Source organism: Inquilinus sp. Marseille-Q2685, assembly GCF_916619195.1.
Classification (GTDB): Bacteria; Pseudomonadota; Alphaproteobacteria; order DSM-16000; family Inquilinaceae; genus Inquilinus.
This window is the reverse complement of the sequence record NZ_CAKAKL010000007.1, coordinates 1-26,978: the sequence shown is the minus strand read 5'-3', so window position 1 is coordinate 26,978 and position 26,978 is coordinate 1. Positions and strand designations below refer to the sequence as shown.

The window sequence follows — 26,978 nt, the reverse complement described above, 5'->3', positions numbered from 1 at the left end:
CTGCCGCGCGCGGTCAAGCATCACGGCGAAGCGGCACCCATCAATGCTGCGCCTTCAGGAACTGGCGGATCCGCTCCGAGCGCGGATTGTCGAACACCTCGGCCGGCGTCCCCTCCTCCTCCGTCCGCCCCTGGTGCAGGAAGATCACCCTGCTCGACACCTCGCGGGCGAAGCGCATCTCGTGGGTGACGAGCAGCATGGTGTTGCCTTCCTCCGCCAGCTGGCGGATCACCCGCAGCACCTCGCCCACCAGCTCGGGGTCGAGGGCCGAGGTCGGCTCGTCGAACAGCATCACCTTGGGCTGCATCGCCAGCGCCCGCGCGATCGCGGCGCGCTGCTGCTGGCCGCCGGAGAGATGGCTGGGATAGTGGTCGCGCTTGTCGGCGATGCCGACCTTGGCCAGCAGCGCCTCGGCGCGCTCGACCGCCTCCGTGCGCGGCACCTTCAGCACATGCACCGGCGCCTCGATCACGTTCTCGAGCACGGTCATGTGCGACCACAGATTGAAGCTCTGGAACACCATGCCGAGCGAGGCGCGGATCCGGTCGACCTGCTTGCTGTCCTCGGGCTCGGCCTCGCCGGAGCGCAGCTTCCGCATCCGGATCAGCTCGCCGTTGACCCAGACGCGGCCGTCATTGGGGATCTCGAGCAGGTTGATGCAGCGGAGCAGCGTGCTCTTGCCCGAGCCGGAGGAGCCGATGATCGAGATGACGTCGCCCTGGCGGGCCCGCAGCGAAACGCCCTTCAGCACTTCGAGCTTGCCGAACCGCTTGTGCATATCCTCGACGACGATCGCCCCGTCCGAGGGCGCCGCGGCGGCAGCAACAGAGACCACGATAAAAGAGCCTCACCCGAGTTCTCGTTGCAGTCGAAACAAGCATTGTTTCCCGGTGCCGGTCAACCGCGGCCCGACGCCGCGACGCCGCAGCCGCGAAGACGAAAGTCCGGCACCGGATTTCATCGCGTAAATTGCAGGGCATCGATGAATCTTGGCCACATCGTCCCCGGCGGCCGATGGCGGCCGGGCGGAACGTGACGAAGGCCGTATGTCCCCGCGGCATCAGAACCGCCGCGGATCGGCGATCCTGGTCATGTAGTCCGCCGCGGCCGCCTGCAGGCTGCGGCCGATCGCCGTGGGGATGAGGTCGCCGATCGCGCCGCAGCCCGCGAAGACCGACCCCAGCGCCTGCGCCTCGCCGCGACCGATCACCTTGTCCAGGGGAACACGGTGTCCGTCGGTCGAGAGCACGACCCGGATCTCCAGCTCGGCCTCGACGGTCCGCCGCGCCGTCCCCCAGCTGATACGCTCGCTGCTGAGGGAGACCCGCATCAGGGCGAGCTCGAAGGCGATGGTGCGCCGAACCCCCGGGATTTCCTGCCGGGGCCCGGTCAGGGGATCGACCCGGGAGAACGACGCCCTGTCGATCTCCTTCAAGAGATCGGCCATGTCCGACCCGACGGAGTAGGGAAATTCGTGCGCGCTGCAATCCGACGTCTTGAAGATGGCCGTCCCGGCGATCCAGGTGACCGACGGACCGAAATATTCCCCGACCGGGTAGTCGTGTGTCCGCGCCGGGCGCAGATCGCCGGGGATGTCCGGCTTCACCACGATCAGGGAGTGGGTGCAGGCAGCCAGCAGCAGGCCGGCCAGCCCCACCCTGCCCGCCCCCCGCCAACGGATCGCCAATCGAGACATATCGGAATTCCGGGCAGGTGGACGTCCCGATCACACTAGGCCGGAGCCAGCGTAAATTCAACCCTTAATAGACAATCTAGATATGGCATCTCCTGAAAATAGAGCGCCGCCTTCTCACCCCGCGCCAGGGGCCGGCAGCTGGGAGATGCGGCCCTCGATCGCCCGGCGCTCGGCGCTGCCTTCCTGGAACTGGTCGCGCATCCGGCTCCAGAGCCGCCGCGCCTCCTCCGGCTGGCCCGCCTTCTGCGCGGCGACGCCGAGGAACCAGAGGGCCTGCAGGTCGTTCGGATCCGACGCCAGGATGCGGCGCAGCCCGGTCTCCAGCAGCGGCGGCACCTCCTCGCCCTTTCCGGCGGCCAGCAGGGCGTCGGCATAGGCGCGCAGCAGGTCGTTGTTGTCCGGCGCCAGCGCCGCGGCCCTGGCATAGGCGTCGGCGGCGGCATCGGCCTCGCCCAGCACGCCGCGGGCGCGGGCCAGGCGGACCCAGCCTTCGAGATCGTCGGGCGACTGCTGCAGCCGCGCCGCCAGGCCGTCGACCATGCCGCGGATCGCCTTGGCCTGCTCGTCCGGCGGCAGCGAGGCGATGGCGGCGGCCGGGCCGTTCGCCGGCCGGGCTGCCGGCTGCGGTTCCGGGATCGCGGTCTTCGGGTCGAGGCCAAGGCGCTGCGCCATATCGGTCAGGCGTTGCCGGAGCTCTGGCAGCCATGGGGCATCGGCCGGCGAATCCCGCACGACGCCCTGCCACAATTCCAGCGCCGCCCGGTCGTCACCGGCCTGGGCGTTGCCCACCCCCAGGATGTAGCGGGCGCGGATGTCGTTGGGGCGCAGCGACAGCACCTGCTGGAAGGCGGCGCGGGCGGTCTCGGTGACGGTGCCGCCATTGGCGCCGACCAAGGCCATGCCGTAGAGGCTGATCAGCTCCGGATCGGCTCCATCCAGGCCACCTCCCGATAAACCGATGGCGCGGCCATAGGCGTCGGCCGCTTTCGCGCTCTCCCCCAGCTGGCTCCAGCGCCGGCCGAGTTCCACCCAGCCGGCGCGGTCCTGCGGGTTCGCGGCCAGGCGCTGCTCCAGCGCCCGCGCCTCGGCCACTGCGGATTGGACCGCCTCGCGCTCGCCCGGGTCGCGGCTGGCGAAGGGCTGCGACGGCAGGCCGGGCGTGCCTTCGGCCAGGTAGATCGCCAGCGCCGCCATCGGCAGCAGCACGGCGAGGCCGAACGCGACGCGGCGCGGCGGCACGGCGGGGGCCGCGACCGCCGGCTGCGCCTGCCCGGCCGCGGCCAGCAGGCGGCGGCCGATCTCGGCCTTCGCCGCCTCGGCCTCGGCGGCGCCGATCTCGCCGGCGGCGCGCTCGCGCTCCAACTCTTTCAGCTGGTCGCGGTAGATCGCCGCGTCGGAGCCGGAGGGGAGCGAGGCATCGGTCGCGAACAGGCGCCGCAGCAGCAGCGCCACGGCGCCCCCGGTCATCACCGCGGCGACGATCCAGAAGATCCAGCCGGTCACGGCGCCTGTTCCTCGTCCATCAGCCGGGCCAGGCGGCGGCTCTCCTCGGCCGACAGCGGCGCCGCCTCGGCCGGGCGCCGGCGGCGGCGCAGGATCAGGAAGGCGATGGCGGCGAACAGCAGCACCACCGGGCCGAACCACAGCACCAGCGTGCCGGCGCGGAGCGGCGGGCGCAGCAGGACGTAGTCGCCGTAGCGCGCAGTGACGAAGCCCACCACCTGGTCGTCGGTGTCGCCCGCCGTCAGGCGCTCGCGCACGATGCGGCGCAGGTCGCGGGCCAGGTCGGCGTTCGAATCGTCGATCGACTCGTTCTGGCAGACCAGGCAGCGCAGCTCCTGGCTGATGGTGCGGGCGCGCGCCTCCAGCGCCGGGTCGGCCAGCTGTTCCTGCGGCTCTATCGCGCCGGCGGGGGCGGCCGCGGCGACAGCCAGAAACAGCGCCGCGAGGACGGCACGTCCCCTCACTTCGCCAGCTCCGCCAGCAGCGGCCGGATCTCGCGGTCGACGATGTCCGGGGTCAGCGGGCCGGGGTGGCGGTAGCGGATGCGGCCGGCCTTGTCGATCACGAAGGTCTCCGGCACGCCGTAGACGCCGAGGTCGATCGCGGTGCGGCCGTCGGCATCGGCGCCGATCCGGCGATACGGGTCGCCGTTGCGCTTCAGCCAGGCCAGCGCGTCCTCCGGCTTGTCCTTGTAGTTGATGGCCAGCACCGGGATGCCGTCCTCGCGTCCGAGCTTGGTGATCACCGGATGCTCGGCCAGGCAGGGCACGCACCAGCTGGCGAAGACGTTCAGCAGCATCGGCGCGCCGCCGAAATCGGCATTGGCGAGGCCGTCCGACCGGCCGGGCAGAGCCGCCAGGTCGAAGGTGGGCAGCGGCTTGTCGATCAGGGCCGAGGGCAGCGATTGCGGGTCGCTGCCGGACAGGAGCCTGGTGCCGACCCCGACGGCCAGGGCGACGAGCAGCAGCAGCGGCAGGAGGAACAGCAGTCGGCGCATCGACGATCCTTAAGCCGGTGATCCGACGGCCGGCGCCGCCGCGCGCCGCGGTGCGCCGACGCGCAGCCGGCGGTCGCTGAGCGACAGCGCGCCGCCGAAGGCCATGACCAGGGCGCCGCCCCAGATCCACGGCACCAGCGGGTGGTGGTACAGCCGCAGGCTCCAGCGACCGTCCGCCTGCTCCTCGCCCAGGGCGACATAGACGTCGCCGGCCAGGGTGGTGTGGATCGCCACCTCGCTGGTCGGCATCTGCGCCACCGGGTAGAAGCGCTTCTCGGGCGCGAGGTCGGTGACGAAGGCGTCGTCGTGCAGCAGTTGCAGGTCGCCGAGGCGGGTCTCGTAGTTCGGCCCCTGCCGCGCCTGCACGCCGTCGAACACGATCTCGTAGCCGGCGGCGAGGCCGAGGCGGTCGCCGGGCCTGGCCAGCACCAGCCGCTCGGTCGACCAGTAGCTGGAGGCGATCATGCCGAGCAGGGCGATGCCGAGCCCGGCATGGGCGAAGGCGGTGCCCCAGGCGCTGCGCGGCAATCCTGTCGCGCGGGACAGGCTGTCGCGCAGCGGAATCCGGAACAGCCGCACCCGCTCCGCGATCTCGGTGGCGGCGCCGAGCACGACCCAGGCGCCGAAGGCGATGCCGAGCAGCGCCAGCACCGGCCCGCGGCCCTGCAGCCAGAGCGCGGCGAGGGTGACGACCACCGTGCCGGCGGCGGCGAATTTCAGCCGGCCGAGCACGCCGGGCAGGTCGCCGCGCTTCCAGGCCATCAGGGGCGCGATCACCATCACCGCCACCACCGGCGTCATCAGCGGCACGAAGGTGAGCTGGTAGAAGGGCTTGCCGACCGAGACCGACTTGTCGAGCAGCGGGTACAGCGTGCCGATGAACACCGTCACCGTGGCGGTGCAGATCAAGAGGTTGTTCAGCACCAGCGCCCCTTCCCGGCTGATCGGGGCGAAGACGCCGCCCAGCTTCAGCCGCGGCGCACGCATGGCGTAGAGCGTGAAGGCGCCGCCGACGGTCAGCGCCAGCAGCAGCAGGATGAACACGCCGCGCTCCGGATCCACCGCGAAGGCGTGCACCGAGGTGATGATGCCGGAGCGCACCAGGAAGGTGCCGACCAGGCTGAGGCCGAAGGCGAGGATGGCGAGGAAGATGGTCCAGCTCTTCAGCGCGTCGCGCTTCTCGACCACCAGAGCCGAGTGCAGCAGCGCGGTGCCGGCCAGCCAGGGCATCAGCGAGGCGTTCTCGACCGGGTCCCAGAACCACCAGCCGCCCCAGCCGAGCTCGTAATAGGCCCAGTAGGAGCCGAGCGCGATGCCGATCGTCAGGAACGACCAGGCGGCCAGCGTCCAGGGCCGCACCCAGCGCGCCCAGGCGGGGTCGACCCGGCCCTCGATCAGCGCCGCGACGGCGAAGGAGAAGGCCATCGAGAAGCCGACATAGCCGAGATAGAGGAAGGGCGGATGGAAGGCCAGGCCCGGATCCTGCAGCAGCGGGTTCATGTCCCGGCCGTCCAGCGGCGCGGGGTCGAGCCGCAGGAACGGGTTCGAGGTCAGGATGATGAAGGCGAGGAAGCCGACGCCGATCATGCCCTGCACCGCCAGCACCCGGGCCTTCAGCGTCGCCGGCAGGTTGCCGCCGAACAGGGCCACCGCTGCGCCGAACAGGGCCAGTATGAGGACCCAGAGCAGCATCGAGCCTTCGTGGTTCCCCCAGACGCCGGTGACCTTGTAGAGCATCGGCTTGGTGGAGAGGCTGTTGTTCGCGACCAGCGCCACCGAGAAGTCGGAGACGACATAGGCCCAGGTCAGCGCCGCGAAGGCGATGCCGATGGCCGCCAGCTGCAGCGTCGCCGCCGGCTCGGCGATCGCCATCAGCCCGGGATGGCGCCGGGCGGCGCCCCACAGCGGCAGGGTCGACTGCACCAGGGCGAGGATCAGCGCCAGGACCAGGGCATAGTGGCCGAGCTCGGGGATCATTGCGCGGCCACCGTTCCGGTGGGCAGGGCCGGCTTGCCGGATGCCCCGGGCGCGCCCGGATGGCCTGCGTCCCGCAGGGCCTTGGCGACCTCGGGCGGCATGTATTTCTCGTCGTGCTTGGCCAAGAGCTCGTCGGCGACGAAGGTGCCGTCGGCCCCGACCCGGCCATGCGCCACCACCCCCTGCCCTTCGCGGAACAGGTCGGGGACGATGCCGGCGTAGCGCACCGGCACGTCGAAGGCGGTGTCGGTCACGGTGAAGGTGATGGTCTGCCCGTCGGGCAGACGGTGCAGCGAGCCCTGCACCACCAGGCCGCCGAGGCGGAAGCGCTGCCCTTCCGCGACCTTGCCGTCATGCAGCTCGGTCGGGCTGTAGAAGAACAGCAGGTTGTCCTGGAAGGCGGTCAGGGCCAGGGCGGAGGCGGTGCCGAGGCCGAGGGCGGCGAGGCCCAGCAGCATCAGCCGGCGGCGCTTGCGAGTCATGCCCGTCCCCCGCGGCCGCGCAGCTGCTCCAGCGCCTCCAGGCTGCGCCGGCTGCTGCGCCGCCGCGCCAGGGTGCCGACGGTCAGCCCGACCAGCACCACCAAGGCGGCGCCATAGGCGGTCCAGACATACAGGGCGTAGCCGCCCATCGCGAGGAATTCGGTCATCCGATCGGCTGCTCCAGCCCCGGCGTGTCGTCGCGCCGGGCGGCCGTGGCGGCCGCCAGGCGCAGGGCGCGGATCCGCCGCTCGGCGATCTCGGTCTCGGTGCGCAGCAGCACCAGCCAGGCGAACAGCGCGGTGAAGGCGACGGCCATCAGCAGCAGCGGCCACAGCATCGACGAGTCGAGGGTGGAGCCGCCCAGCTTCATCACTGAGGCCGGCTGGTGCAGCGTGTTCCACCAGTCGACCGAGAACTTGATGATCGGCAGGTTGACGGCGCCGACCAGGGTGAGGACCGCGCCGGCCCTGAGGCCGCGCTGCGGGTCATCGAAGGCGGAGACCAGCACGATGTAGCCGAGATAGATGAAGAACAGGATCAGCACGCTGGTCAGCCGCGCGTCCCACACCCACCAGGTGCCCCACATCGGCTGGCCCCAGAGCGAGCCGGAGAGCAGGCACAACGCGGTGAAGCCGGCGCCGAGCGGCGCCGCGGCCTTGGTGTAGAGCTCGGCCACCGGATGCTTCCAGACCAGGCCGACGGCGGAGGCCACGGCCATGGTGGCGTACACCATCATCGCCATCCAGGCCGAGGGCACATGGACATACATGATCCGCACCGTCTCGCCCTGCTGGTAATCCGGCGGCGAATCGAACAGGGCCAGCCACAGCCCGGCGGCGAGCGTCAGCAGGGCGACGCCGAGGGCCCAGGGCCGCAGGGCGGCGCTCAGGCGCAGGAAGCGGGCCGGATTGGCGAAGCGATGCATGGCGTGGCGTGGCGGTCGTTGGATCCTACGATAGACAAAGCTAGGCCGCGTGTCGGCCGGCTCAATTGCCGCGCCCCGCGGCCGTGCCGGCCCGGATCAGGTCGCGCAGCTCCGGATGGAAGGCGCCGTAGTCGCAGGTCAGCTCCTCCCCCGCCGCGATGTCGCGCCGGGCGACGCAGACCTCGCCCACCGTCTCCAGCGTCGGGTCGTCGCTGTGGTTCATGAAGCGGGCGTCGTCCAGGTTCAGCGACAGGCCGCCCGGCAGCTCCGGCGCCGGATAGGCGTAGCGGTCGAGGAAGTCGCGCGCCGGCTCGGGCAGCCGGGCGATGGCGGCGTCCGGGATGAAGACGTCGAACACCGGGTGCCAGCGCCAGACCTCGGTGCCGGCGGCGATCGGTTCGGCGGCATGCAGGCCCAGCCCTTCGATCCGGCTGGGTCCGACGGTGGTGGGGACGAGAAGCATCGGCCGGGTTCCTTTTGCCCAAGCATTACGCGAGGCGGACCGCCGCGTCATCTAGGACGAAGGCCGAGAGGCGAGAGATTAAGAGTGCGCCCCCTCATTCCCGTCATTGCCGGGCTTGACCCGGCAATCCAGGGCCACCACGAACTGCTCTGGCCGCCCCTGGATCCTCCTCAAGCCCGAGGGTGACAATAAGAAGGGCAGCCCTACGACTGCGCCTGGCGCAGCGCGGCGGCGGCGGCGATCGGGGCCAGCGGCAGGGCGGCGGCGAGGCAGCCGCCGAGCAGCAGCAGGTGCGGCCGGGCGGTCAGGCCGGTCGCCACCGCCTCAACCGCCGCGGCGCCGAAGATCAGCACCGGGACGAACAGCGGCAGGATCAGGAGCGCCAGCAGGGCGCCGCCGCGCCGGGCGCCGAGGGTCAGGGCCGACCCGACCGCGCCGATCAGGCTGAGGCAGGGCGTGCCCAGCAGCAGCGACAGCGCCAGCACCGGCCAGGCTCCGGCCTGCAGCCCCAGCATCGCCGCCATCAGCGGCGACAGCAGGATCAGCGGCAGGCCGGTCAGGAGCCAATGGGCCAGCGCCTTGGCCAGCACCACGGCCTCCAGCGGCAGCGGCGACAGCATCAAGAGGTCGAGCGACCCGTCCTCGTAGTCCTGGGCGAACAGGCGGTCGAGCGCCAGCAGCGTCGCCAGCAGCGCCGCGACCCAGACCACGCCGGCGGCGATCCGGCCGAGCAGCGCCAGCTCCGGCCCCACGCCGAGCGGGAACAGCACCACGGTGATGACGAAGAAGGCCAGCACCGCGGCGACGTCGCCGCCCGAGCGCAGGGCCAGGCGCAGGTCGCGCGCCAGCAAGGCGAGGAAGGCGCTCACAGCGGCAGGTCCTCCGCCGCGTAATCCTGCAGCGCCAGGCCGCGGGCGCCGTCGAGCGCCAGCGGCACATGCGTCGCCAGCATCACCAGCCCGCCGGAGGCGCGGTGGCGGGCGATGCGCCCTTCCAGCCGCGCCACCGACGCGGCGTCGAGACCGAGCGTCGGCTCGTCCAGCAGCCACAGCGCGGCGCGGCCGAGCTCCAGCCGCGCCAAGGCCAGGCGGCGGCGCTGGCCGGCGGAGAGGTAGCGGCACGGCAGGTCGCCCAGCTCTTCGAGCCCGACCGCGACGAGGGCGGCGTCGACGGCCCCCTCCCCCGCCGCCGCGCCGGACAGGGCGATCCAGACGCGCAGCGCCTCGCGCACGGTCAGTGCCGGCTTCACCGCGTCCTGGTGGCCGAGATAGGCGATCGAGCCGGAGGCGCCGGTCCAGCCCAGCGTCCCGGCGAAGGCCGGCACCAGCCCGGCGACCAGGCGCAGCAGGCTGGACTTGCCGCTGCCGTTCGGCCCGGTCAGCACCAGCGCCTCGCCAGGGCCGAGCCGGAACGACAGCCCGGCGAAGACCAGCCGCCCGCCGCGCAGGCAGGCCAGGCCGTCGGCGGTCAGGATCGGCTCGGGCATGGTCGCGGCGGTCATCCTCCGCCAATAGCAGCCCGACGCCCCCGAACGGAAGGGGCAGGACCGCGGACGGCCCTGCCCTTCGTGCCGCGCCGCCCCCCGACGGCAGGGCGTCCCCCGCAACCGGTCAGTAATGCGGGTTGTTGGCGTTCGAGCTGCCGATGATGTCGAAGCGCTGGCTGGCGCCGCTGGTGCAGTTGCGGATCTGCAGCCGGGTGCCGTTGGTGCCGTCGACCACGTCGGCGCAGCGGCCGTTCATGCCGATCAGCCGGCCGTCGGGCTGCAGTTGCCACTTCTCGCTGGAGCCGCCGTCGCAATCCCAGATGTGCAGCCGGTCGCCGTTGTTGCCGTTGCCGCCCTCGATATCGAAGCAGTATTCGGCGTTGCCGACCGAGCGCAGCTGGGTTTCGTCGCTATAGATCCACTGCTGCGGAACACCGCCGGTGCAGGGGCGCTGGTTCAGGTCCGAGCCGTTGGCGTAGAGGCCGCTCTGGATCTCGACGCAATAGCCGCTCTGGGCGCTGCGCAGGCTGAAGCCGGTCCAGACCGAGCGACGGACGCCGTTCAGCGGCAGCTTGCCGGACCAGGTGTCGAGGCTCTCGCGGCTGATCATCGAGGCGCCCCAGCCCACCGCCAGATACATCTGGTGGAAGGCATCGAACTGGGTCTCGGTGCTGGACCAGAGATTGACGATCTGGCCGTTCTGCTGGGCGGTCAGCGTGTCCTTGTACCAGTACTGCACCGCTTCGTGGTTGCCGCAGACCACCCATTTGTTGGTGTTCGCGTCGTCGAAATCATTGGCGTTGCCGTTCCAATAGAAGTCGTTCGGCTCATGCGCCTCGGGGCAGACGAAGATCTGCGCCGCGCTGCCGAACTGGTTCACATACTCTTCCTGGGTGTCGTTCTTGTCGCCGATGGGACCGCCCATCATCAGCACCAGGATCCTGCCGCGCAGCGAATCCACCGTCGGCCAGCCGGCGCGGTAGACACCCTCGCGCAGCGAGGCGTAGCCGGTGAAGGCCCGCAGGTTTTCCGGCTTGTAGACCTTGGCCCCGAACTCGTTCGCGACCAGCGAGTTCAGCCCGGCCATATAGCTGGCGTCCCAGCCCCACAGGCCCTGGCTGGGCTTGAGGTCGAACTGCACCGTGATCGGCAGGTGGCCGGGATGGGCGTCGCTCCACGCCTTGATGTCGCGCAGGCAATCCTGCAGCAGGCCGCCGGCGCCGGCCTTGCAGTTGTTGTCGGTGCTCGAATCGCCCAGGTCGTGCTTCACCGGGAAGCCGCTCTGGTCGTAGATGTCGATCTCGACCACCTGGTTGCCGCGGTCCAGCACGTCGGTCAGCCTGGCGAAATGCGCCTTCTCATAGGCGTTGTGCGGCCGCGACCAGTAGGCCGCGTTGTAGGCGGTGGTCCCGGCCAACGGCTGGCCCGCCGGCACGTCGGCCGAGGCCCCGCCCGACAGCAGCAGGACGGCCGCCACGGCCATCCCGGACAATGTGCTCCGTTCCATCATTCCCCCCTTCGTCAGGTGCCGCGGCCGACCGAGCCGGCCGGCGCGACGGCGATGCTAGGCGGCTTCGAAGACGGCCGCGTGACGATTTGAACACGTGTTCATGACGATCGGACACGTGTTCATAGAGGGGATCGGATGGGCCGATGAGACCGGAAGTTCGGGAGGGCCGCCGGGTCGCGCGGCCATCCCGGTCCGGTCAGGAGGCGGCCGGCGGCTCGCCGCGGGCGGTCTCGGTCATCCCCGGCGCGGCGGCGTACCAGTCGATCCGGCGGGTCACGTACATCACGCCGCTGAGCGCCAGGAACAGGCCGACCGAGCCGAGCAGCAGGGCCAGGTCCTCCAGCTGCATCAGCGCGTAGAGGGCGCCGTACAGGATCGCCAGCAGCGCGCCCAGCACCAGGCTGCGCTTCCAGGTGCCGAGCACCGGCCGGCAGTACAGGACGATCTGCGCCACCACCGCGGCCGCGCCCACGGCATAGGCGGCGGCGAAGCCGATCTGCTCGGCGAAGGACAGCAGCAGCAGGTAGAACAGGCACAGCGACAGCCCGACCAGCCCGTACTGGAAGACGTGGATGCGCAGCCGCGCCACCGCCTCGAACAGGAAGAACAGGGTGAAGGTGAAGACGATGAACAGCATGCCGTATTTCGCCGACCGCTCGGTCTGCTGATAGGCGCTGACCGGCTGGAAGAAGCGCACGCCGAAGCCGGAGCCGGAGACGGCGGAGAGATAGTCGCCCTCCCCGCCTACCCAGGCCTGGGGATAGCCGCGGCCGAAATAGGACAGCTCCCACTCCGCGGTGAAGCCCTGCGGGCCGATGCCGGAGCGCACCGGCAGGAAGGCGCCGTCGAAGCTGGGGTCCGGCCAGTTCGAGCTGGCGGTCACCCGGGTGGAGCGGCCGAGCGGCAGGAAGTCGAGGCGCTGGCTGCCGTTCAGCCGCAGCGTGGTGGCGAAGGGGATCGCCGTCTGCGCCGAGGCCGCCGAGAGGCCGGGCACGCGCAGGGTCATGCCGGCGCCAAAACGCTGGCCCAGCTCACCCGGCGCGCCGGGCTGGAACGGCAGGTCGCGCCCGCCCCAGCGCAGCGACGCGCCCTCGCGGATGCTGCGCGGGTCGGCGACGCCGACATAGAGATAGGCGCCTGCCCAGTCGATCGTCGCCTCCGGCCCGGCCAGGGACGCGGCGTCGCCGATCAGGAACTGCCCGGACACGGCGAGGTCGACGGTGTAGACCACGGCCTCGAACAGGCCGCGCCGGCGCGTCTCCGGCGCCGCCTTGGCCTCGACCTCGTAGCGGTCGGGCAGGATGACGAGCTGGCGCTCCATCGGCGGCACCGCCGTGCCGTCCAGATGGGGCGGGGACGGCACCCGGAACGGCACCACCAGGATCGGCCCGATGACGCGCTGCGGCCCGCCCCAGCTGCCGCCGATCTCGGCAACCACCGCGCGGTAGCGGTCCTCGCGCTCGCCGATCACGTCGGTGACCAGGAAGACCGGCAGCAGGAAGGCGACGGTCAGGAAGACGATGGCCAGCACCTTCAGCGCCGGCGACCCGGCGCGGAGACGCCGGACGGGCCAGGCGGCGGCGGGCGGGAGGGAGTCGATGCTCATGGCGGCCTCGCTCATGGATGCGAAGCCCGCAGGGTCCGGGCCGCCGATGGCCGCTTCGTGGCGGCGCGGCGGAAAGCTCGGGGCGCTCGCCGCCTAGTAGTTGGAGCGCAGCCCCGGCGTCGCCAGCTCGATCGCGTGGCCGTCCGGATCGCGGAAATACAGGCTGCGGCCGCCGCGCTGCCGCCACCGGGTCTCGCCGGCCAGCGGAATGCCTTCCCGCTCCAGCTTCGCCCGCCAGGCCGGCAGGTCCTCCATGGCGACGGCGAAGGCCATGTGCAGCCGCCCCTGCCCTTCATGGCCCGGGATCGTGCCCTCGTCGTCGACCATGCCGTCGGAGGTCAGACCGTGGCGGAACAGCAGCAGAGCGCCCTGACGCCCGGCGTCCAGCGCCACCAGCCGCGGCGAGCGGGACAGCACCTCGAGCCCCAGCACGCGCTGGTAGAACTCGGCCGACCGGTCGACGTCCTCGACATAGAGACAGGTCTCGGCCAGGCCGTTAATCCGTGGGGTAGTGTCCATTCCTCGGCTCCTCCGTTTCGGAAGGCCAAGGTGAGGCGGAGGCCGAGGGCCGTCCAATCGTGGTTTCTCACCCGCGGATGAGCCGGGCTCATGCGCCTCGTGGCCGCTCAGTCGGGCAGCACCTCGAACACCAGCGCCTTGGTCACTTGCATCGGGTTGAAGTTGTCGTCGGACAGCACGACCAGGCTGCGGTGGCCGTTGGCGAGGTCCGGGCCCCAGCCCATCGCCTCGAAATTGTCGAGGGCGACGCCGAGCGTGCCGAAGTCGAGCAGCAGCGTCTTCGGCATGGCGAGCCAGCTGCCGTCGAGCAGCGAATCGAGCCGGGAGACGTCGGTGGCCAGGGCGGGATCGGCCCGGTACAGCCGGATCGAGTTGCCGCGGCCCTGGGCATAGGCCCGTTCCAGCACCAGCAGCGTGCCGTCGCCGGCCGGCAGGATTTCCGACACGCCGTTGTCGGCCGAACCGCCCGGCAGCAGCGGCGCCGCCGGGATCGGATCGGTGACGTAGACATGCTCCGGCCCCGGCGCGCCAGTCGCCGTGTCGAAGGCGGCGATGCGCACCGGGCTGCCCTCGGCCAGCGAGGCCGCCGGCCCGTCCTGGACCAGGGCGTTCTCCAGCGACGCGAACAGGGTGCGCCCGTCGGGCGAGAGCGCCAGCCCCTCGAACACCTGGTTGTCGCGCGGGCCGAGAGCCCTGTCCTCGGAGACGCGGTAGCGCTGCGGCAGGTCGAAGCCGCGCTGCCAGCGCCCGTCCGGCGCGGCGACGCTGATCGCCGGGTCGATCCCGGCCTTTACCCCGCCCTCGCTGCTCCAGTAGAGCAGCCCGGTGGCGGGGTCCCGGCGGATCGCCTCCGGATCGATGCTCTTCGGCGCGAAGCCGTTGCCGGCCGCGTCGCGCAGCGTGGTCACGCCGGTGACGGCGATGCCGCGCACCGCATCGGCATCGTAGTCGATGGAGAGGGCGTAGAAGCGGGCCGGCGCCTTCTCCGACCGGTCGTCGCTGAGCGCGATCCACTGCCGGGCGGCCGGGTCCCAGTCCAGCCCCGACAGGCCGCCGACGATGGTGCCCTGGACGTCCAGCCCTTTCGGCAGCGCCGCCTCGCCGATCAGCCGCAACCGGCCGATGCCCTCCGCCCCGGCCGGCGGCGCGGCACAGGCCAGCAGCGCGCCGAGCACGACGATCCCGAACCTGCCCATGGACATTCTCCCCCGACTTTCGCGCCCCTGTTGACCACGGCGGCGCGACAACGGCATGACGAGTACGTGTTGGCTTGATGACGGAGCGGCGGATGGACAACCCGGCGGCCACCCCGGCGAACGGTTCCGCCGCGCTGCGGCGCAGCGACGGCTTCGTCCGCATCGACGGGCACAGCCTGTACTGGCAGCGCCTCGATCCGCCCGGCAGCGCCGGGCGCCTCCCCATCCTTCTTCTACACGAAGGGCTCGGCTCCGTCGCGCAATGGACGCGGCGCGGCGTCGATGTCGCGGCCCGGCTGGCCGAGGCCACCGGCCATCCCGTGCTGGCGCATGACCGGCTGGGCTTCGGCCGGTCCGACCCGCTGCCGGCGCCGCGCCGCGACGACTACCTCTATCGGGAGGGGCGCGAGGCGCTGCCGCGGGTGCTGGACGCGCTCGGCATCGGCCGCGCCGGGCTGGTCGGGCACAGCGACGGCGGCAGCATCGCCCTGATCTTCGCCGCGTCCCATCCGGATCGCACCGCCTGGGTGGCGACCGAGGCGGCGCATGTCATGGTCGAGGACGAGACCCTGGCCGGCATCGCGGCCGCGCATGCCGCCTACCACACCCCGGCGTCGAAACTGCGTGCCGTCCTGGCCCGTTATCACGGCGAGAAGACGGACTTCACCTTCGCTAACTGGGCCGAGTTGTGGCCGACCCCCGGATTCCGCAGCTTCGACATGCGCGATCTGCTGCCCTCGATCCGCTGCCCGGTGCTGGCGATCCAGGGGGCGGAGGACGAATACGGCACGCCGGCCCAGCTGGACGCCATAAAGGCCGGAGTCTCCGGGCCTTGCGAGACCTGGCTGGTGCCGGACTGCCGGCATGCCCCGCATTTCGAGGCCGCCGACCGGGTGCTGCCCCGGATCGCCGATTTCGCAGTTGCGAACGGTTCTTAACCCGTTGCATTTGAACGGCTTGCGCGGACGCGCTACATGAAGGCCGCACAGCCCATCTGCGACCAGCCTTCGACCGAAGGAGCCCTTCCGTGACCTTCACCGGACATGACACGCTCAAGACCCGCCGCCAGCTGACGGTCGACGGCAAGAGCTACGATTATTTCAGCCTCGAGGCCGCCCAAGCCCAGCTCGGCGACGTCGCCCGCCTGCCCTTCTCGCTGAAGGTGCTGCTGGAGAACCTGCTGCGCTTCGAGGATGACCGGTCGGTCACGGTCGACGACGTCAAGGCGATGGCGCAGTGGCTGAAGGACCGCCGGTCCGACCGCGAGATCGCCTACCGCCCGGCCCGCGTGCTGATGCAGGACTTCACCGGCGTGCCGGCGGTGGTGGACCTCGCGGCGATGCGCCAGGCGATGGTCTCGCTGGGCGGCGACCCGCAGCGGATCAACCCGCTCTCGGCCGTCGACCTGGTGATCGACCACTCGGTGATGGTCGACGCCTTCGGCACCCCGACCGCCTTCCAGAAGAATGTCGACCTGGAGTTCGAGCGCAACCACGAGCGCTACGCCTTCCTGCGCTGGGGCCAGACCGCCTTCGACAATTTCCGCGTCGTCCCGCCCGGCACCGGCATCTGCCATCAGGTGAACCTGGAATACCTGGCCCAGACCGTGTGGGTGGAGAAGGACCGCAACACCGGCAACCAGGTCGCCTATCCCGACACGCTGGTCGGCACCGACAGCCACACCACCATGGTCAACGGCCTGGCCGTGCTGGGCTGGGGCGTCGGCGGCATCGAGGCCGAGGCGGCGATGCTGGGCCAGCCGGTGTCGATGCTGATCCCCGAGGTGATCGGCTTCAAGATCACCGGCAAGCTGAAGGAAGGCCGCACCGCCACCGACCTGGTGCTGACGGTCACCCAGATGCTGCGCAAGAAGGGCGTGGTCGGCAAGTTCGTCGAGTTCTACGGCGAGGGCCTGGACCACATGCCGCTGGCCGACCGCGCCACGATCGGCAACATGGCCCCGGAATACGGCGCCACCTGCGGCTTCTTCCCGATCGACGCCGAGACGCTGCGCTATCTCGAATTCTCCGGCCGCGACCCGCACCGCGTCCGCCTGGTCGAGGCCTATGCCAAGGCCCAGGGCATGTGGCGCGAGGCCGGCACCCCGGACCCGGTGTTCACCGACACGCTGGAGCTGGACCTGGGCGATGTCGAGCCGTCGCTGGCCGGCCCGAAGCGGCCGCAGGACCGGGTCGCCCTGACCCAGGCCGCGACCGCCTTCAACAAGCTCTTGGCCGATGCCGGCACCGCCCCGGCCCCGACCAAGGTCGAGGGCATGGACCATGACCTGGACCATGGCGATGTGGTGATCGCGGCGATCACCAGCTGCACCAACACCTCGAACCCGTCGGTGATGGTCGCGGCCGGCCTGGTGGCCCGCAAGGCGCGCGAGCGCGGCCTGACCCGCAAGCCCTGGGTCAAGACCTCGCTGGCCCCGGGCAGCCAGGTGGTGACTGAATACCTCAACGCCGCCGGCCTGAACGTCGATCTCGACGCCGTCGGCTTCAACACCGTCGGGTATGGCTGCACCACCTGCATCGGCAATTCCGGCCCGCTGCCGGACGAGATCGCCGCGGCGGTCGAGAAGGGCAACCTGAACGTCGCCGCCGTGCTGTCGGGCAACCGCAACTTCGAGGGCCGCATCAGCCCGCATGTGCGGTCGAACTACCTGGCCTCGCCGCCGCTGGTGGTGGCCTATGCCCTGCTCGGCACGATGACCAAGGACATCACCACTGAGCCGCTGGGCACCGGCAGCGACGGCCAGCCGGTCTATCTGAAGGATGTCTGGCCGACCGCGCAGGAGATCGCCGAGACGATCGAGCAGTGCCTGACGCCGGAGATGTTCCGCAGCCGCTACGCCAACGTGTTCGAGGGCCCGCAGGAATGGCGGAGCATCGAGACGGCGGAGAGCGAGACCTACAACTGGAACCCCGGCTCCACCTACGTCCAGTACCCGCCCTTCTTCACCGGCATGCAGAAGGAGCCGGAGCCGGTGACCGACGTGCGCGGCGCCCGCCTGCTGGCGGTGCTGGCCGACAGCGTCACCACCGACCACATCTCCCCGGCCGGCTCGATCAAGAAGGACAGCCCGGCGGGCGAGTACCTGCTGGAGCACCAGGTCCGGCCGCTCGACTTCAACAGCTACGGCGCCCGCCGCGGCAACCATGAAGTGATGATGCGCGGCACCTTCGCCAACATCCGCATCAGGAACGAGCTGGTGCCGGGCGTCGAGGGCGGCTTCACCAAGCACCAGCCCTCGGGCGACACGCTGCCGATCTACGACGCCTCGATGCGCTACCAGGCCGAGGGCGTGCCGCTGGTGATCATCGCCGGCAAGGAGTACGGCACGGGCTCCAGCCGCGACTGGGCCGCCAAGGGCACCCGCCTGCTGGGCGTCAAGGCGGTGGTGGCGGAGAGCTTCGAGCGCATCCACCGTTCGACCCTGGTCGGCATGGGCGTGCTGCCGCTGCAGTTCACGGGCGGCACCACCCGCCTGGACCTGAAGCTGGACGGCACCGAGACCTTCGACATCCTCGGCATCGCCGCCGGGCTGAAGCCGCGGCAGGAGATGGTGCTGACCATCACCCGCGCGGACGGCAGCCGCCAGGACGTGCCCCTGCTCTGCCGCATCGATACGCTGGACGAGCTGGAGTACTTCAAGAACGGCGGCATCCTGCAATATGTGCTGCGCAGCATGGTGAAGCAGGCCGCATAAGCCCTTCTTCACCCAAGCCTTTGGAAAAGCCCGGCTTGCGCCGGGCTTTTCTGTTTTCGGGGTCCGGCGCGACCGACCGCGCCGGCAGCAGCGACGATCCGGCGCACCTACGCCGAAGGAGGGAACCGATAGGCCTTTCGATCCTTGATGGCGGTGGCGACGGCGCGGCCGGAATTCGTTTTCCGGCGGAATAGACGTCGCCGCCCGGACGTCCTTGGAAGGTCACCGGATAGAGCAACAGCAACGAGGGGGCCGGATGCCCATCGATGAGATCGGCGCGGCGCTGGCGACGCCGAACCAGGGTCTCGAAGTCACTGCGGCGATCGTGGCCGCGCATCTGCGCGGGACCGAGACCAAGGCCGCGCATGTGCCGGAGATCATCCGGCAGGTCTATGACGCCCTGACCGAGTTGGTCGAGGGCTCCGGGGCGGAGGAGGCGCCCCGTCCCGTGGTCGATGCGCCCCGGCGCCAGATCGCCGAGCCGCCGGCGGACGCCGCGCTGCCCTGGCGCGAGACCACGGCCTTGCGCGGCCTGCGGGCCGGCACCCGGATCGGCGAGACCCCCCGCGAGCGCTTCCGCTCGCGATACCGCTGACGCGGGTCGCCGCGACGCTTCAAGCAAAAAGGGCGACATCCCTCGGGGATGCCGCCCTTTTGATTCAGCCTTCGATGCGGACCGTCAGGAAACCTGCAGGTTCGCCGCCGACTCCCGGCCGTCACGGCCGCGCGCCAGCTCGAACGTGACCTGCTGACCTTCGTTCAGGGTCCGCAGCCCGGCCGCTTCCACCGCCGAGATGTGGACGAACACGTCCTTGCCGCCGTTGTCCGGCTGGATGAACCCGAAGCCCTTGGTGGTGTTGAACCACTTCACGGTACCAGTCGCCATACGTCTTCACTCCATAGGCAGCCGAAGCCGCCGTCGTTCACGGCCGAATGAGATCCCGGCCGGTCGGCCAAGTGAGCCGAAGCCAGTCACATAGGCAGCCTTTCGACCATCGCCTAGTCACCCGATATGGATTCGACCGAAACTTGCGCGCATGGACCGCGCAACGGCGCAAGCCGCAACCGGCCGGAATACGCGGATATGGCCGCAGGCTTCTCGTTATATCTGATTGAACATATCGCAGGACACCGCTAGCGTCCGGCGACGGAAAGCGGTGGAGGAAAGCCATGCGCCGGCTGGCGGCTGCTGTCATCGGATGCGTGCTTCTGGCGACGCCCGCCGCGGGGGCGGATCCGGCCCTGACCCTGTACGGCGCCGGCAGCCTGCGCGGTGCGATGCTGCGGATCATCGAGGCCTTCCGGCAGTCGGGCGGCACGGAGGTGAGCGCGCGCTTCGGCCTCTCCGGCGCGATGCGGGAGCGGATCGAGGCCGGGGACAAGGTCGACATCTTCACCTCACCGGCCATCCCGAGAGGCTCGCCAGGGAGGGGCTGGGCGGCCCGCCGGTCGTGTTCGCCCGCAACCGGCTCTGCGCCATTGCCGCGCCGAAGGTCGGGCTGACGGCGGACAACGTGCTCGATCGCGCGCTGGACCCGGCGGTCAGGCTCGGCACCTCGACCCCCGGCAGCGACCCGTCCGGCGACTACACCTGGGCCATGTTCCGCAAGGCCGAGGCGGTGCGCCCCGGCGCCTATGCGACGCTGGACGGAAAGGCGCTGCAGCTGGTCGGGGCCGCCGACAGCGCCCGGAAGCTTGGCCTGCCGGAGGACGCCAACGCCGCCGCCTGGCTGATCCGGCACGACAGAGCCGACATGTTCCTCGGCTACTGCACCAGCGGCAAGGCGGCACAGGCGGAGCGGCCCGAGCTCGTGGTCGTGCCGCTGCCCAAGGCGCTGGCTGTCGGCGCCGCCTACGGCCTGACCGTGCTGAAGGACGCTCCGCCGGAGGCCTATCGCCTGGCGCTGTCCATCCTGTCCCCGGCCGGCCAGACGATCCTGACGGAATCAGGTTTCGACGCGCCGACGGCACCCTGACTTCTCCCGATTCTGGTTTCGATCTCGACTCGGCTAACGAGCCTCCGGCCGAAGCGAGATTCGACTGTGACAAATTTGAACCTCCGGATAAGAGATTTTCGGAGACCATGTTTTAGGCAGATCCCGCCTTGGATCTCTCAACACAAAGCCTGCGGTGACATCCAGGCTTTGAAACGAACATTAACAAAATGCCGGGCGCATTTTTGACAGATTCCACACCGAACTCTGTGTGTAGACATCAGGGAAATCTTGTGATGATTCATGCAACGGTCATGATTCTGAGTATTATGCCTTTGGGCATAAGGTTTCCCGCATAAAGGAGTAATCAGTCATGCCAAATCCGATCGTGGGAGGACTGGGCGACGACATTCTTGTCGGCGGCGCAGGTGACGATCTGATCATCGATCCCTGGGGTCACGACCGCATCAACGGCGACCTCGGCAACGACACCATTCTGGCCGGGTGGGGCAACGACGTCGCCAAGGGCGGCAGCGGCAACGACAACATCGATGCCGGCTCCGGCAACGACACCGTCCGCGGTGACGACGGCAACGACACCCTCACGGGCAATCTCGGCGACGACACCGTCCGCGGCGGCGCCGGGGCCGACCATATCAACGGCGACCAGGGCAACGATTACGTCTACGGCGAGGACGGCGACGACTTCGTCTTCGGCGGCCAGAACATCGACCATGTCTATGGCGGCGCTGGCAACGACCACGTCTTCGGCAGCGAGGGCAACGACGCCGTCTATGGCGGCATCGGCAACGACACCCTTGCCGGCGACAACGGCCGCGACACGGCGCGCACCGATGTCGGCGAAGGCAACGACAAGCTCTACGGGGATGCCGGCAACGACACCCTCATCAGCGGCGACGGCAGGGACTATCTCGTCGGCGGCGCCGGCGACGACAGCTTCCTGTTCCGCTTCCATGACCCGAAGTTCGGTTCGATCCAGGGCTTCAGCACGGTCACGGATTTCGACCCGAGCCACGACACCTTCGCCTTCGACGCCGTCGGCGTCGGCCGCGACGGCGCGGGCGCGAACTTCGTCGACAACGGCGACGGCACCTCGGGCAGCGCGGTGACCAGCTTCTTCAGCGGGGCTGCCGCCGACGCCAATGGCGAGGCTGTGGTCGTGGTCACCGACAAGGGCTTCGCGTCGGCCGATGCCGCCGCCGCGGGGATCTCGGGCGAGACCGCCGGGGACATCATCGCCTATTACGACAGCGCGACCGGTACCGCGAACCTGGCCTATGTCACCTCGGCCAACCACGCGGACACCTTCGTCCAACTGTCGAACGTCCACAGCGTGGCCGACCTGGCGGCGCTGGGCCTGACGGCCTCGGACTTCACCTACGTCTAAGCCGGACCAACCGGCAGAACCGCGCCCCGCTGCTTGCAGCGGGGCGCTTCCTTTTCCTACTTGTCGCGGGCCATGGCGCCGAGGCGCAGGCGCAGGGCGTTCAGCTTGATGAAGCCCTGGGCGTCGCGCTGGTCGTAGACCGAATCCTCCTCGAAGGTGACGTAGTCGAGGCGGTACAGGCTGTTCGGGCTCTTGCGGCCGGCGACGATGACGTTGCCCTTCCACAGCTTCAGCCGGACGGTGCCGTTGACCCGCTCCTGGGTCTTGTCGATCAGCGCCTGGATCGCCTCGCGCTCCGGCGAGTACCAGAAGCCGTTGTAGATCAGCTCCGCGTAGCGCGGCATCGCCTCGTCCTTGAGGTGCGCGGCGCCGCGGTCGAGGGTGATCGACTCGATCGCGCGGTGCGCGGCCAGCAGCACGGTGCCGCCCGGGGTCTCGTAGACGCCGCGGCTCTTCATGCCGACGAAGCGGTTCTCGACCAGGTCGAGCCGGCCGACGCCGTTCCGGCCGCCGAGCTCGTTCAGCCTGGTCAGCAGCGCCGCAGGCGACAGGCGCTCGCCGTCGATCGCCACCGCGTCGCCGCGCTCGAACTCGATCTCGACATAGGTCGGCTCGTCCGGCGCCTGGGCCGGGTTGACCGAGCGGGTGTACATCGCCTCATCCGGCTCGACCCAGGGGTCCTCCAGCGCCTTGCCCTCGTAGGAGATGTGCAGCAGGTTGGCGTCGGTCGAATAGGGCGGCTCGCCGTACTTGTCCTTGGCGATCGGGATCTGCCGCTCCTCGGCATAGGCGAGCAGGCGGGTGCGGCTGGTCAGGTCCCACAGGCGCCAGGGCGCGATCACCTTGATGTGCGGGTTGAGCGCATAGGCCGACAGCTCGAACCGGACCTGGTCGTTGCCCTTGCCGGTGGCGCCATGGGCCACGGCGTCGGCGCCGACTTCGGCCGCGATCTCGACCAGGTGTTTGGAGATCAGCGGCCGGGCGATCGAGGTGCCGAGCAGGTAGACGCCCTCATAGAGCGCGTTGGCGCGGAACATCGGGAACACGAAATCGCGCACGAACTCCTCGCGCACGTCGCGGATGAAGATGTTCTGCGGCTTGATGCCGAGCAGCTCGGCCTTCTTCCGCGCCGGCTCCAGCTCCTCGCCCTGGCCGAGATCGGCGGTGAAGGTCACGACCTCGCAGCGATAGGTCTCCTGCAGCCATTTCAGGATGACCGAGGTGTCGAGCCCGCCCGAATAGGCGAGAACCACCTTCTTGACCTGCTGCTGTCCATCCGCCGCCATGCCTGCCTCCACAAGGAAAAACCGCCGGACATTAGGAGCATCGCGGCGGTGGGGCAACAGACGAGCCATGCGGCCCGGTCAGAGCCCGGGCGCACCGGGCTCCGGCCGGCCTGCTGCGGCGGCTAGCCTTGCGGCGCGAGCTTGTCCTGGGTCCGGGTCTCGAAGTCGCCGGCGTCGTGGCGCTCGTGCAGCTGCTCGGACGGGTCGCCGGTGAGGCGGTTGACGATGCGGCCGCGCTTCACCGCCGGCCGGGCGTCGATCGCCTTGGCCCAGCGCTGCACGTGCTTGTAGCTCTGCACGTCCAGGAACTCCGCCGCGTTGTAGGCCCGGCCGAGCGCCAGGCCGCCGAACCAGGGCCAGTTCGCCATGTCGGCGATGGTGTACTGGTCGCCGGCCACGTATTCGCTCTCCGCCAGCCGTCGGTCGAGCACGTCGAGCAGGCGCTTGGCCTCCATGGCGTAGCGGTTGATCGCGTATTCGATCTTGGTCGGAGCGTAGGCGTAGAAATGGCCGAAGCCGCCGCCGAGGAAAGGCGCGCTGCCCATCTGCCAGAACAGCCAGGACAGGGTCTCGGCGCGGGCCGGGCCGGAGGCCGGCAGGAAGGCCCCGAACTTCTCGGCGAGATGCATCAGGATCGCGCCGGATTCGAACACCCGGACCGGGGTCGGGCCGCTGCGGTCGACCAGCGCCGGGATCTTGGAGTTCGGGTTGATTGCAACGAAGCCGCTGCCGAACTGCTCGCCGTCGCCGATCCGGACCGGCCAGGCGTCGTATTCGGCACCGCTGTGGCCGGCGGCCAGCAGCTCCTCGAACATGATCGTGACCTTCTGGCCGTTCGGCGTCGCCAGCGAGTAGAGCTGGAACGGGTGGCGGCCGACCGGCAGCTCCTTCTCATGCGTCGCCCCGGCGATCGGGCGGTTGATGTTGGCGAACTGGCCACCGCTCGCCTTGTCCCAGGTCCAGACCTTCGGCGGCACGTAGTCGGAGGAATCACTCATGCTCTTGGCTCCCGGTGGGGCGGAGAGGGAATGGCGGCGTTCGTTCAGGTGTTGACCCTAGACCGCGACGGTTTCAGAAAAAAGCGTTTCCGTTGCCATCACGTTCATGATCTGGGTTTGTTCCGTTCGCACGGCGAGGCCGGCGCATGGCCGGCGGCGGTGTAGCGCAGCAGCAGGCGCTGCAGCCGGCCGCGGCTGCCGTCGGCGGAGAAGTCGACCATGGTCAGCGCCACCTGGGCCGAGGGGAAGCGCCACAGCCGGGTCACCAGGCCGGACTGAACGACGCAGCTTTCGGCCGGCGGCCCCAGCCGGGCGTGCAGGTCGTTGACGAAGGATTGCAGCTCGTCCGGGCCGGGGATCGGCGAGCGCCGCTCGAACAGGATCTGGACCAGGCGGCCGTCCTTCCTCGCCAGCTCCGGCACCAGGTCGAAGGCGATGCCGCCGACCACCACGTCGCGCACCATGCGCTCGGCATAGAGCGGGCCGAAATCCCAGGGCGGCGACAGCGGCACGGCCCGCGGCAGGGCGGATTCGACCTGTTGCGCGGTCATGCCCCAGGTCAGGCCGTCCCAGCCACGGATGTCGCTCTCCGCGGCGAAGGCAGGGGAGGAGAGGAGATTCCAGGCCAGCGGCAGCGCCAGGCCCAGGCGCCTCATCCCCGGTGCACGACATGCGGCCGCGGCCCGTCGATGCGCGGCCAGCGGATGAAGGCGATGACCCAGAGCACGACGACGTCGAGATAGGGCACCAGCAGCAGGATCGACCACAGCGGCGTCACCCGCGCCTTGACCAGGGCGTAGGCGGCGAAGCTCATCAGCAGCACGATGTAGACGCCGATGACGAGGTTGGTGCCCCAATGCGGCAGGGACGCCATCCAGCCCGGGCCGTAGAGCGAGGACAGGGTCTCGAGCACGCCGCTCATCGCTTCCCCTCCCCGGCCGACGCCACCACCGGCCAGCGCCGGAACAGCAGGACGGCGAAGACCAGCAGCACGCCGACATGCGGCACCAGGGCCAGCAGCGCCCAGCCGCGGGCCAGGCCGGCGCGGGCCCGCATGCGGGCCAGCGCCGGCATCGCCAGCAGGGCGAAGAGCAGCGCCCAGGCGCCCGGGGTGTGGAGGAAATCGGCGAAGGTCATGCGTGGCCGGTCAATGCACGGCGGCGGCCGGGGCGGCGACGCGCTGCGAGGCGCGCTGGCGCACGCTGTCCGACTTCAGCTGGCCGCAGGCGGCGAGGATGTCGCTGCCGCGCGGCGTCCGGATCGGGCTGGCATAGCCGGCCTCCATCAGGATGTCGGCGAAGCGCTCGATCGCCTCCGGCGTCGAACATTCGAAGGGCGCGCCCGGCCAGGGGTTGAAGGGGATCAGGTTCATCTTGGCCGGGATGCCCTTGAGGATGCGCACCAGCTGGCGGGCATCGGCCGGGGTGTCGTTGACGTCCTTCAGCATCACGTATTCGAAGGTGATGCGGCGGGCGTTGTTGACGCCGGGATATTCGCGGCAGGCGTCCAGCAGCTCCTTGACCGGGTACTTCTTGTTGATCGGCACGATCTGGTCGCGCAGCTCGTCCGTCACCGCGTGCAGCGACACCGCCAGGTTGACGCCCAGCTCCTCACCGCAGCGCTTCATCATCGGCACCACGCCGGCGGTCGACAGGGTGATGCGGCGGCGCGACAGGGCGATGCCCTCCGGGTCCATCACCAGCTTCAGCGCACGCTTGACGTTCTCGAAATTGTAGAGGGGCTCGCCCATGCCCATCATGACGATGTTGGTGAGCCGGCGGTCGTCCCCTTCCCGCCCCCAATCCTCCAGGATATCGCGGGCCAGCATGACCTGGCCGACGATCTCCGCCGCCTCGAGGTTGCGCACCAGGCGCTGGGTGCCGGTGTGGCAGAACTTGCAGGTCAGGGTGCAGCCGACCTGGGAGGAGACGCAGAGCGTGCCGCGATCCTCCTCCGGGATGTGCACCGATTCGATCTCCTGCCCGTCATCCATCCGGGCCAGCCACTTCTTCGTGCCGTCGAAGGAGTCCTGCTGCCGCACCACCTGCAGCCGGTCGAGGGCGAAACCGTCCGCCAGCTTGGCGCGCAGACCCTTGGCCAGGTCGCTCATCGCCTGGAAATCGGTGGCGCCGCGCTTGTAGATCCAGCCGAACAGCTGGCGCGCGCGGAACGCCGGCTCGCCCAGGCCGGCCAGCGTCTCCGCCAGCTCGGCGCGGTCGAGCCCGACCAGGTTGATGCGGCCGTCGGCGCGGGGCGCCGGCGGCGCGAAGGTGGTGGCGTGCGTTTCGATACCCATAGGTCGGGACCTCCAGAGGACCCCTTCGGCCCATCCGATAATGCTACTGGAGTGGCCGCCTGGCGGCGACGTTTCCGCTTCCGGTGCTCACGGACCTTCAGGTCCGCTGCGCGCCGGTTCTCAACCTCGCCGCCATTCGACTCACTCCAGCGCAATCTCGAATGGGCCTTCAAATGGCGATGGCCCCTTCCATGCGGAAGGGGCCGAGCCGTTTTACATCAACCGCGGCGGCCTGACGACCGCCGGGAACGGGACCTGCGGTCAGGCGCCGCAGGCCTTGTTGATCTCGCCCAGCGCCGCCGAGATGCCGGCGAGGGAGAAGGTGTAGCTGGTGCCGGTGCCGCGCGAGGAGGTGGCCTTGACCGTCAGGGTCGAGCCGGCCTTCATCGCGTTGACCAGCGCGTCGTCCGCCGCCGCGTCGCGTGACCAGGCGGTGTTGCCGTCGGTGAACAGCTGGAAGTTCTTGCCGCCGATCGTGGCGGTGACGTCGGCGCCCTGCTTCAGCGTGTAGCCGACCTGCAGGCTGACCACGTTCTTCTGCTTCTCCGCCGGCCGGTTGGTGACCAGGATAAACACGTCGCCATGGCGGACATTGGCGGGTTCGGATTTGGTCGGCTTCGAGGCGATGTAGCAGGCCTTGCCGCCGTTTTCGGTGAACTGGAAGGCGTGCCAGTCGCGGCTGGAGGAGATGTACTGCACATTCTGCGCCGAGGCCGTTCCCGGCACGGCGACGCCGACCGCGACCGCGAGGCCGGCCAGGGCACCGAGGACAAAACTGCGAGGACGGGTTCTCAGCATAGTGCCACTCTGATTCGGGGTTGCAAGGCTGGACGACGCGGCCCGAGGCGACCCCACGACATACATGGATTTGCGCGCGACGGGAACCACCCGAACGCATACCGCGTTGTTGATCCCGTCCTATCGGCGGCCCGAGCGGCCGATCGCGGGCAGGCGAATGCCGCCCCGCATCCCCGATGGCCC

The 26,978-nt window shown here is 70.0% G+C and carries 28 protein-coding genes and 1 pseudogene; 5 read left to right on the top strand and 24 right to left on the bottom strand.

Translation table 11 applies throughout. The features are described from left to right. Nucleotides 1-40: 40 nt before the first annotated feature. The 16 genes from LG391_RS25855 to LG391_RS25780 all read right to left on the bottom strand — a co-directional run bounded on the left by LG391_RS25855 (nt 41) and on the right by LG391_RS25780 (nt 14,360). Entirely contained in the window at nt 41-778 is a 738-nt protein-coding gene (locus tag LG391_RS25855) for an ABC transporter ATP-binding protein (RefSeq protein ID WP_225771252.1), read from the bottom strand. A 282-nt stretch (nt 779-1,060) separates the two neighbouring features. Beyond that, nucleotides 1,061-1,657, bottom strand: a complete 597-nt coding sequence (locus LG391_RS25850) for a hypothetical protein (RefSeq protein WP_225770937.1) — start codon at nt 1,655-1,657, stop codon at nt 1,061-1,063. A gap of 153 nt (nt 1,658-1,810) precedes the next feature. Beyond that, nucleotides 1,811-3,199, bottom strand: a complete 1,389-nt coding sequence (ccmI, locus tag LG391_RS25845; protein WP_225770936.1) for a c-type cytochrome biogenesis protein CcmI — start codon at nt 3,197-3,199, stop codon at nt 1,811-1,813. After that, nucleotides 3,196-3,663: a cytochrome c-type biogenesis protein gene (locus LG391_RS25840; protein WP_225770935.1), complete on the bottom strand. Its 468-nt coding sequence runs from the start codon at nt 3,661-3,663 to the stop codon at nt 3,196-3,198. The genes ccmI and LG391_RS25840 overlap by 4 nt, the downstream gene beginning before the upstream one ends. Next, the gene (locus tag LG391_RS25835) at nt 3,660-4,196 is read right to left on the bottom strand and encodes a DsbE family thiol:disulfide interchange protein (RefSeq protein ID WP_225770934.1); all 537 of its coding nucleotides are present in this window, start codon (nt 4,194-4,196) and stop codon (nt 3,660-3,662) included. The genes LG391_RS25840 and LG391_RS25835 overlap by 4 nt, the downstream gene beginning before the upstream one ends. Nucleotides 4,197-4,205: 9 nt before the next feature. Further along, nucleotides 4,206-6,173 (bottom strand): heme lyase CcmF/NrfE family subunit, encoded by a 1,968-nt coding sequence (locus LG391_RS25830; protein ID WP_225770933.1) that lies wholly within the window; start codon nt 6,171-6,173, stop codon nt 4,206-4,208. After that, complete coding sequence (gene ccmE / locus LG391_RS25825) at nt 6,170-6,655, bottom strand: cytochrome c maturation protein CcmE (protein WP_225770932.1); 486 nt, start codon at nt 6,653-6,655, stop codon at nt 6,170-6,172. Before ccmE ends, LG391_RS25830 begins: the two co-directional genes overlap by 4 nt. Beyond that, nucleotides 6,652-6,822, bottom strand: coding sequence for a heme exporter protein CcmD (gene ccmD / locus LG391_RS25820; protein WP_225770931.1), 171 nt, complete (start codon nt 6,820-6,822; stop codon nt 6,652-6,654). Before ccmD ends, ccmE begins: the two co-directional genes overlap by 4 nt. Continuing rightward, nucleotides 6,819-7,580, bottom strand: a complete 762-nt coding sequence (locus LG391_RS25815; protein WP_225770930.1) for a heme ABC transporter permease — start codon at nt 7,578-7,580, stop codon at nt 6,819-6,821. Before LG391_RS25815 ends, ccmD begins: the two co-directional genes overlap by 4 nt. Before the next feature lie 61 nt (nt 7,581-7,641). Next, entirely contained in the window at nt 7,642-8,043 is a 402-nt protein-coding gene (locus tag LG391_RS25810; protein WP_225770929.1) for an SET domain-containing protein, read from the bottom strand. Nucleotides 8,044-8,246: 203 nt separating this feature from the next. Continuing rightward, complete coding sequence (gene ccmB, locus LG391_RS25805; protein WP_225770928.1) at nt 8,247-8,912, bottom strand: heme exporter protein CcmB; 666 nt, start codon at nt 8,910-8,912, stop codon at nt 8,247-8,249. Beyond that, a complete protein-coding gene (gene ccmA / locus LG391_RS25800) occupies nt 8,909-9,544 on the bottom strand; it encodes a heme ABC exporter ATP-binding protein CcmA (protein WP_225770927.1) in 636 nt (211 codons plus the stop codon). Before ccmA ends, ccmB begins: the two co-directional genes overlap by 4 nt. A 109-nt stretch (nt 9,545-9,653) precedes the next feature. Further along, nucleotides 9,654-11,039, bottom strand: coding sequence for a Ca2+-dependent phosphoinositide-specific phospholipase C (locus tag LG391_RS25795; protein ID WP_225770926.1), 1,386 nt, complete (start codon nt 11,037-11,039; stop codon nt 9,654-9,656). A gap of 196 nt (nt 11,040-11,235) precedes the next feature. Then, nucleotides 11,236-12,645: a cell envelope integrity protein CreD gene (creD, locus tag LG391_RS25790; RefSeq protein ID WP_225770925.1), complete on the bottom strand. Its 1,410-nt coding sequence runs from the start codon at nt 12,643-12,645 to the stop codon at nt 11,236-11,238. Nucleotides 12,646-12,738: 93 nt separating this feature from the next. Next, a complete protein-coding gene (locus LG391_RS25785) occupies nt 12,739-13,164 on the bottom strand; it encodes a VOC family protein (RefSeq protein WP_225770924.1) in 426 nt (141 codons plus the stop codon). Between the two features lie 107 nt (nt 13,165-13,271). After that, a complete protein-coding gene (locus LG391_RS25780) occupies nt 13,272-14,360 on the bottom strand; it encodes an esterase-like activity of phytase family protein (RefSeq protein ID WP_225770923.1) in 1,089 nt (362 codons plus the stop codon). Nucleotides 14,361-14,452: 92 nt separating this feature from the next. On the opposite strand from LG391_RS25780, the gene LG391_RS25775 reads away from it, so the two are divergent. The 3 genes from LG391_RS25775 (at nt 14,453) to LG391_RS25765 (ending at nt 18,670) form a co-directional block, all read left to right on the top strand. Further along, a complete protein-coding gene (locus tag LG391_RS25775) occupies nt 14,453-15,298 on the top strand; it encodes an alpha/beta fold hydrolase (RefSeq protein ID WP_225770922.1) in 846 nt (281 codons plus the stop codon). Nucleotides 15,299-15,387: 89 nt separating this feature from the next. Beyond that, on the top strand, nt 15,388-18,075 hold the full coding sequence (gene acnA, locus LG391_RS25770) for an aconitate hydratase AcnA (RefSeq protein ID WP_225770921.1): 2,688 nt from the start codon (nt 15,388-15,390) through the stop codon (nt 18,073-18,075). 256 nt (nt 18,076-18,331) lie between these two features. Further along, complete coding sequence (locus LG391_RS25765; RefSeq protein WP_225770920.1) at nt 18,332-18,670, top strand: MucR family transcriptional regulator; 339 nt, start codon at nt 18,332-18,334, stop codon at nt 18,668-18,670. Between the two features lie 84 nt (nt 18,671-18,754). Here the strand turns inward: LG391_RS25765 and LG391_RS25760 are convergent, their stop codons facing one another. Then, nucleotides 18,755-18,961, bottom strand: a complete 207-nt coding sequence (locus LG391_RS25760) for a cold-shock protein (protein ID WP_225770919.1) — start codon at nt 18,959-18,961, stop codon at nt 18,755-18,757. Nucleotides 18,962-19,245: 284 nt separating this feature from the next. Between LG391_RS25760 and LG391_RS25755 the strand changes: the two are divergent. Both LG391_RS25755 and LG391_RS25750 read left to right on the top strand, forming a co-directional pair. Continuing rightward, nucleotides 19,246-20,051: pseudogene (locus LG391_RS25755) on the top strand (molybdate ABC transporter substrate-binding protein). Nucleotides 20,052-20,382: 331 nt separating this feature from the next. Beyond that, the gene (locus tag LG391_RS25750) at nt 20,383-21,417 is read left to right on the top strand and encodes a calcium-binding protein (RefSeq protein ID WP_225770918.1); all 1,035 of its coding nucleotides are present in this window, start codon (nt 20,383-20,385) and stop codon (nt 21,415-21,417) included. A 56-nt stretch (nt 21,418-21,473) separates the two neighbouring features. Here LG391_RS25750 and LG391_RS25745 read toward each other — a convergent pair whose 3' ends face one another. The 7 genes from LG391_RS25745 to LG391_RS25715 form a co-directional block, all read right to left on the bottom strand. After that, nucleotides 21,474-22,703 carry an argininosuccinate synthase gene (locus tag LG391_RS25745; RefSeq protein ID WP_225770917.1) on the bottom strand — a complete coding sequence of 410 codons (1,230 nt, stop codon included), beginning with the start codon at nt 22,701-22,703 and terminating at the stop codon, nt 21,474-21,476. Nucleotides 22,704-22,825: 122 nt separating this feature from the next. Continuing rightward, nucleotides 22,826-23,701, bottom strand: coding sequence for a glutathione-dependent disulfide-bond oxidoreductase (yghU, locus tag LG391_RS25740; RefSeq protein WP_225770916.1), 876 nt, complete (start codon nt 23,699-23,701; stop codon nt 22,826-22,828). Nucleotides 23,702-23,805: 104 nt separating this feature from the next. Continuing rightward, a complete protein-coding gene (locus LG391_RS25735) occupies nt 23,806-24,357 on the bottom strand; it encodes a hypothetical protein (protein ID WP_225770915.1) in 552 nt (183 codons plus the stop codon). Continuing rightward, nucleotides 24,354-24,623, bottom strand: a complete 270-nt coding sequence (locus LG391_RS25730; RefSeq protein WP_225770914.1) for a hypothetical protein — start codon at nt 24,621-24,623, stop codon at nt 24,354-24,356. Before LG391_RS25730 ends, LG391_RS25735 begins: the two co-directional genes overlap by 4 nt. Further along, nucleotides 24,620-24,838: a hypothetical protein gene (locus LG391_RS25725; RefSeq protein ID WP_225770913.1), complete on the bottom strand. Its 219-nt coding sequence runs from the start codon at nt 24,836-24,838 to the stop codon at nt 24,620-24,622. Before LG391_RS25725 ends, LG391_RS25730 begins: the two co-directional genes overlap by 4 nt. Before the next feature lie 10 nt (nt 24,839-24,848). After that, on the bottom strand, nt 24,849-25,997 hold the full coding sequence (gene rlmN / locus LG391_RS25720; RefSeq protein WP_225770912.1) for a 23S rRNA (adenine(2503)-C(2))-methyltransferase RlmN: 1,149 nt from the start codon (nt 25,995-25,997) through the stop codon (nt 24,849-24,851). Between the two features lie 261 nt (nt 25,998-26,258). Then, nucleotides 26,259-26,795 (bottom strand): invasion associated locus B family protein, encoded by a 537-nt coding sequence (locus LG391_RS25715; RefSeq protein ID WP_225770911.1) that lies wholly within the window; start codon nt 26,793-26,795, stop codon nt 26,259-26,261. Nucleotides 26,796-26,978: the final 183 nt, after the last annotated feature.

What these genes read in the sequence shown, in the direction of transcription:
- LG391_RS25855 (WP_225771252.1), bottom strand. Translation starts at nt 778, where the DNA reads ATGCACAAGCGGTTCGGCAAGCTCGAAGTGCTGAAGGGCGTTTCGCTG.
- LG391_RS25835 (WP_225770934.1), bottom strand. Translation starts at nt 4,196, where the DNA reads ATGCGCCGACTGCTGTTCCTCCTGCCGCTGCTGCTGCTCGTCGCCCTG.
- LG391_RS25830 (WP_225770933.1), bottom strand. Translation starts at nt 6,173, where the DNA reads ATGATCCCCGAGCTCGGCCACTATGCCCTGGTCCTGGCGCTGATCCTC.
- ccmE (WP_225770932.1), bottom strand. Translation starts at nt 6,655, where the DNA reads ATGACTCGCAAGCGCCGCCGGCTGATGCTGCTGGGCCTCGCCGCCCTC.
- ccmD (WP_225770931.1), bottom strand. Translation starts at nt 6,822, where the DNA reads ATGACCGAATTCCTCGCGATGGGCGGCTACGCCCTGTATGTCTGGACC.
- LG391_RS25815 (WP_225770930.1), bottom strand. Translation starts at nt 7,580, where the DNA reads ATGCATCGCTTCGCCAATCCGGCCCGCTTCCTGCGCCTGAGCGCCGCC.
- LG391_RS25810 (WP_225770929.1), bottom strand. Translation starts at nt 8,043, where the DNA reads ATGCTTCTCGTCCCCACCACCGTCGGACCCAGCCGGATCGAAGGGCTG.
- ccmA (WP_225770927.1), bottom strand. Translation starts at nt 9,544, where the DNA reads ATGACCGCCGCGACCATGCCCGAGCCGATCCTGACCGCCGACGGCCTG.
- LG391_RS25795 (WP_225770926.1), bottom strand. Translation starts at nt 11,039, where the DNA reads ATGATGGAACGGAGCACATTGTCCGGGATGGCCGTGGCGGCCGTCCTG.
- creD (WP_225770925.1), bottom strand. Translation starts at nt 12,645, where the DNA reads ATGAGCATCGACTCCCTCCCGCCCGCCGCCGCCTGGCCCGTCCGGCGT.
- LG391_RS25785 (WP_225770924.1), bottom strand. Translation starts at nt 13,164, where the DNA reads ATGGACACTACCCCACGGATTAACGGCCTGGCCGAGACCTGTCTCTAT.
- LG391_RS25780 (WP_225770923.1), bottom strand. Translation starts at nt 14,360, where the DNA reads ATGGGCAGGTTCGGGATCGTCGTGCTCGGCGCGCTGCTGGCCTGTGCC.
- LG391_RS25775 (WP_225770922.1), top strand. Translation starts at nt 14,453, where the DNA reads ATGGACAACCCGGCGGCCACCCCGGCGAACGGTTCCGCCGCGCTGCGG.
- LG391_RS25765 (WP_225770920.1), top strand. Translation starts at nt 18,332, where the DNA reads ATGCCCATCGATGAGATCGGCGCGGCGCTGGCGACGCCGAACCAGGGT.
- LG391_RS25760 (WP_225770919.1), bottom strand. Translation starts at nt 18,961, where the DNA reads ATGGCGACTGGTACCGTGAAGTGGTTCAACACCACCAAGGGCTTCGGG.
- LG391_RS25750 (WP_225770918.1), top strand. Translation starts at nt 20,383, where the DNA reads ATGCCAAATCCGATCGTGGGAGGACTGGGCGACGACATTCTTGTCGGC.
- LG391_RS25745 (WP_225770917.1), bottom strand. Translation starts at nt 22,703, where the DNA reads ATGGCGGCGGATGGACAGCAGCAGGTCAAGAAGGTGGTTCTCGCCTAT.
- yghU (WP_225770916.1), bottom strand. Translation starts at nt 23,701, where the DNA reads ATGAGTGATTCCTCCGACTACGTGCCGCCGAAGGTCTGGACCTGGGAC.
- LG391_RS25735 (WP_225770915.1), bottom strand. Translation starts at nt 24,357, where the DNA reads ATGAGGCGCCTGGGCCTGGCGCTGCCGCTGGCCTGGAATCTCCTCTCC.
- LG391_RS25730 (WP_225770914.1), bottom strand. Translation starts at nt 24,623, where the DNA reads ATGAGCGGCGTGCTCGAGACCCTGTCCTCGCTCTACGGCCCGGGCTGG.
- LG391_RS25725 (WP_225770913.1), bottom strand. Translation starts at nt 24,838, where the DNA reads ATGACCTTCGCCGATTTCCTCCACACCCCGGGCGCCTGGGCGCTGCTC.
- rlmN (WP_225770912.1), bottom strand. Translation starts at nt 25,997, where the DNA reads ATGGGTATCGAAACGCACGCCACCACCTTCGCGCCGCCGGCGCCCCGC.
- LG391_RS25715 (WP_225770911.1), bottom strand. Translation starts at nt 26,795, where the DNA reads ATGCTGAGAACCCGTCCTCGCAGTTTTGTCCTCGGTGCCCTGGCCGGC.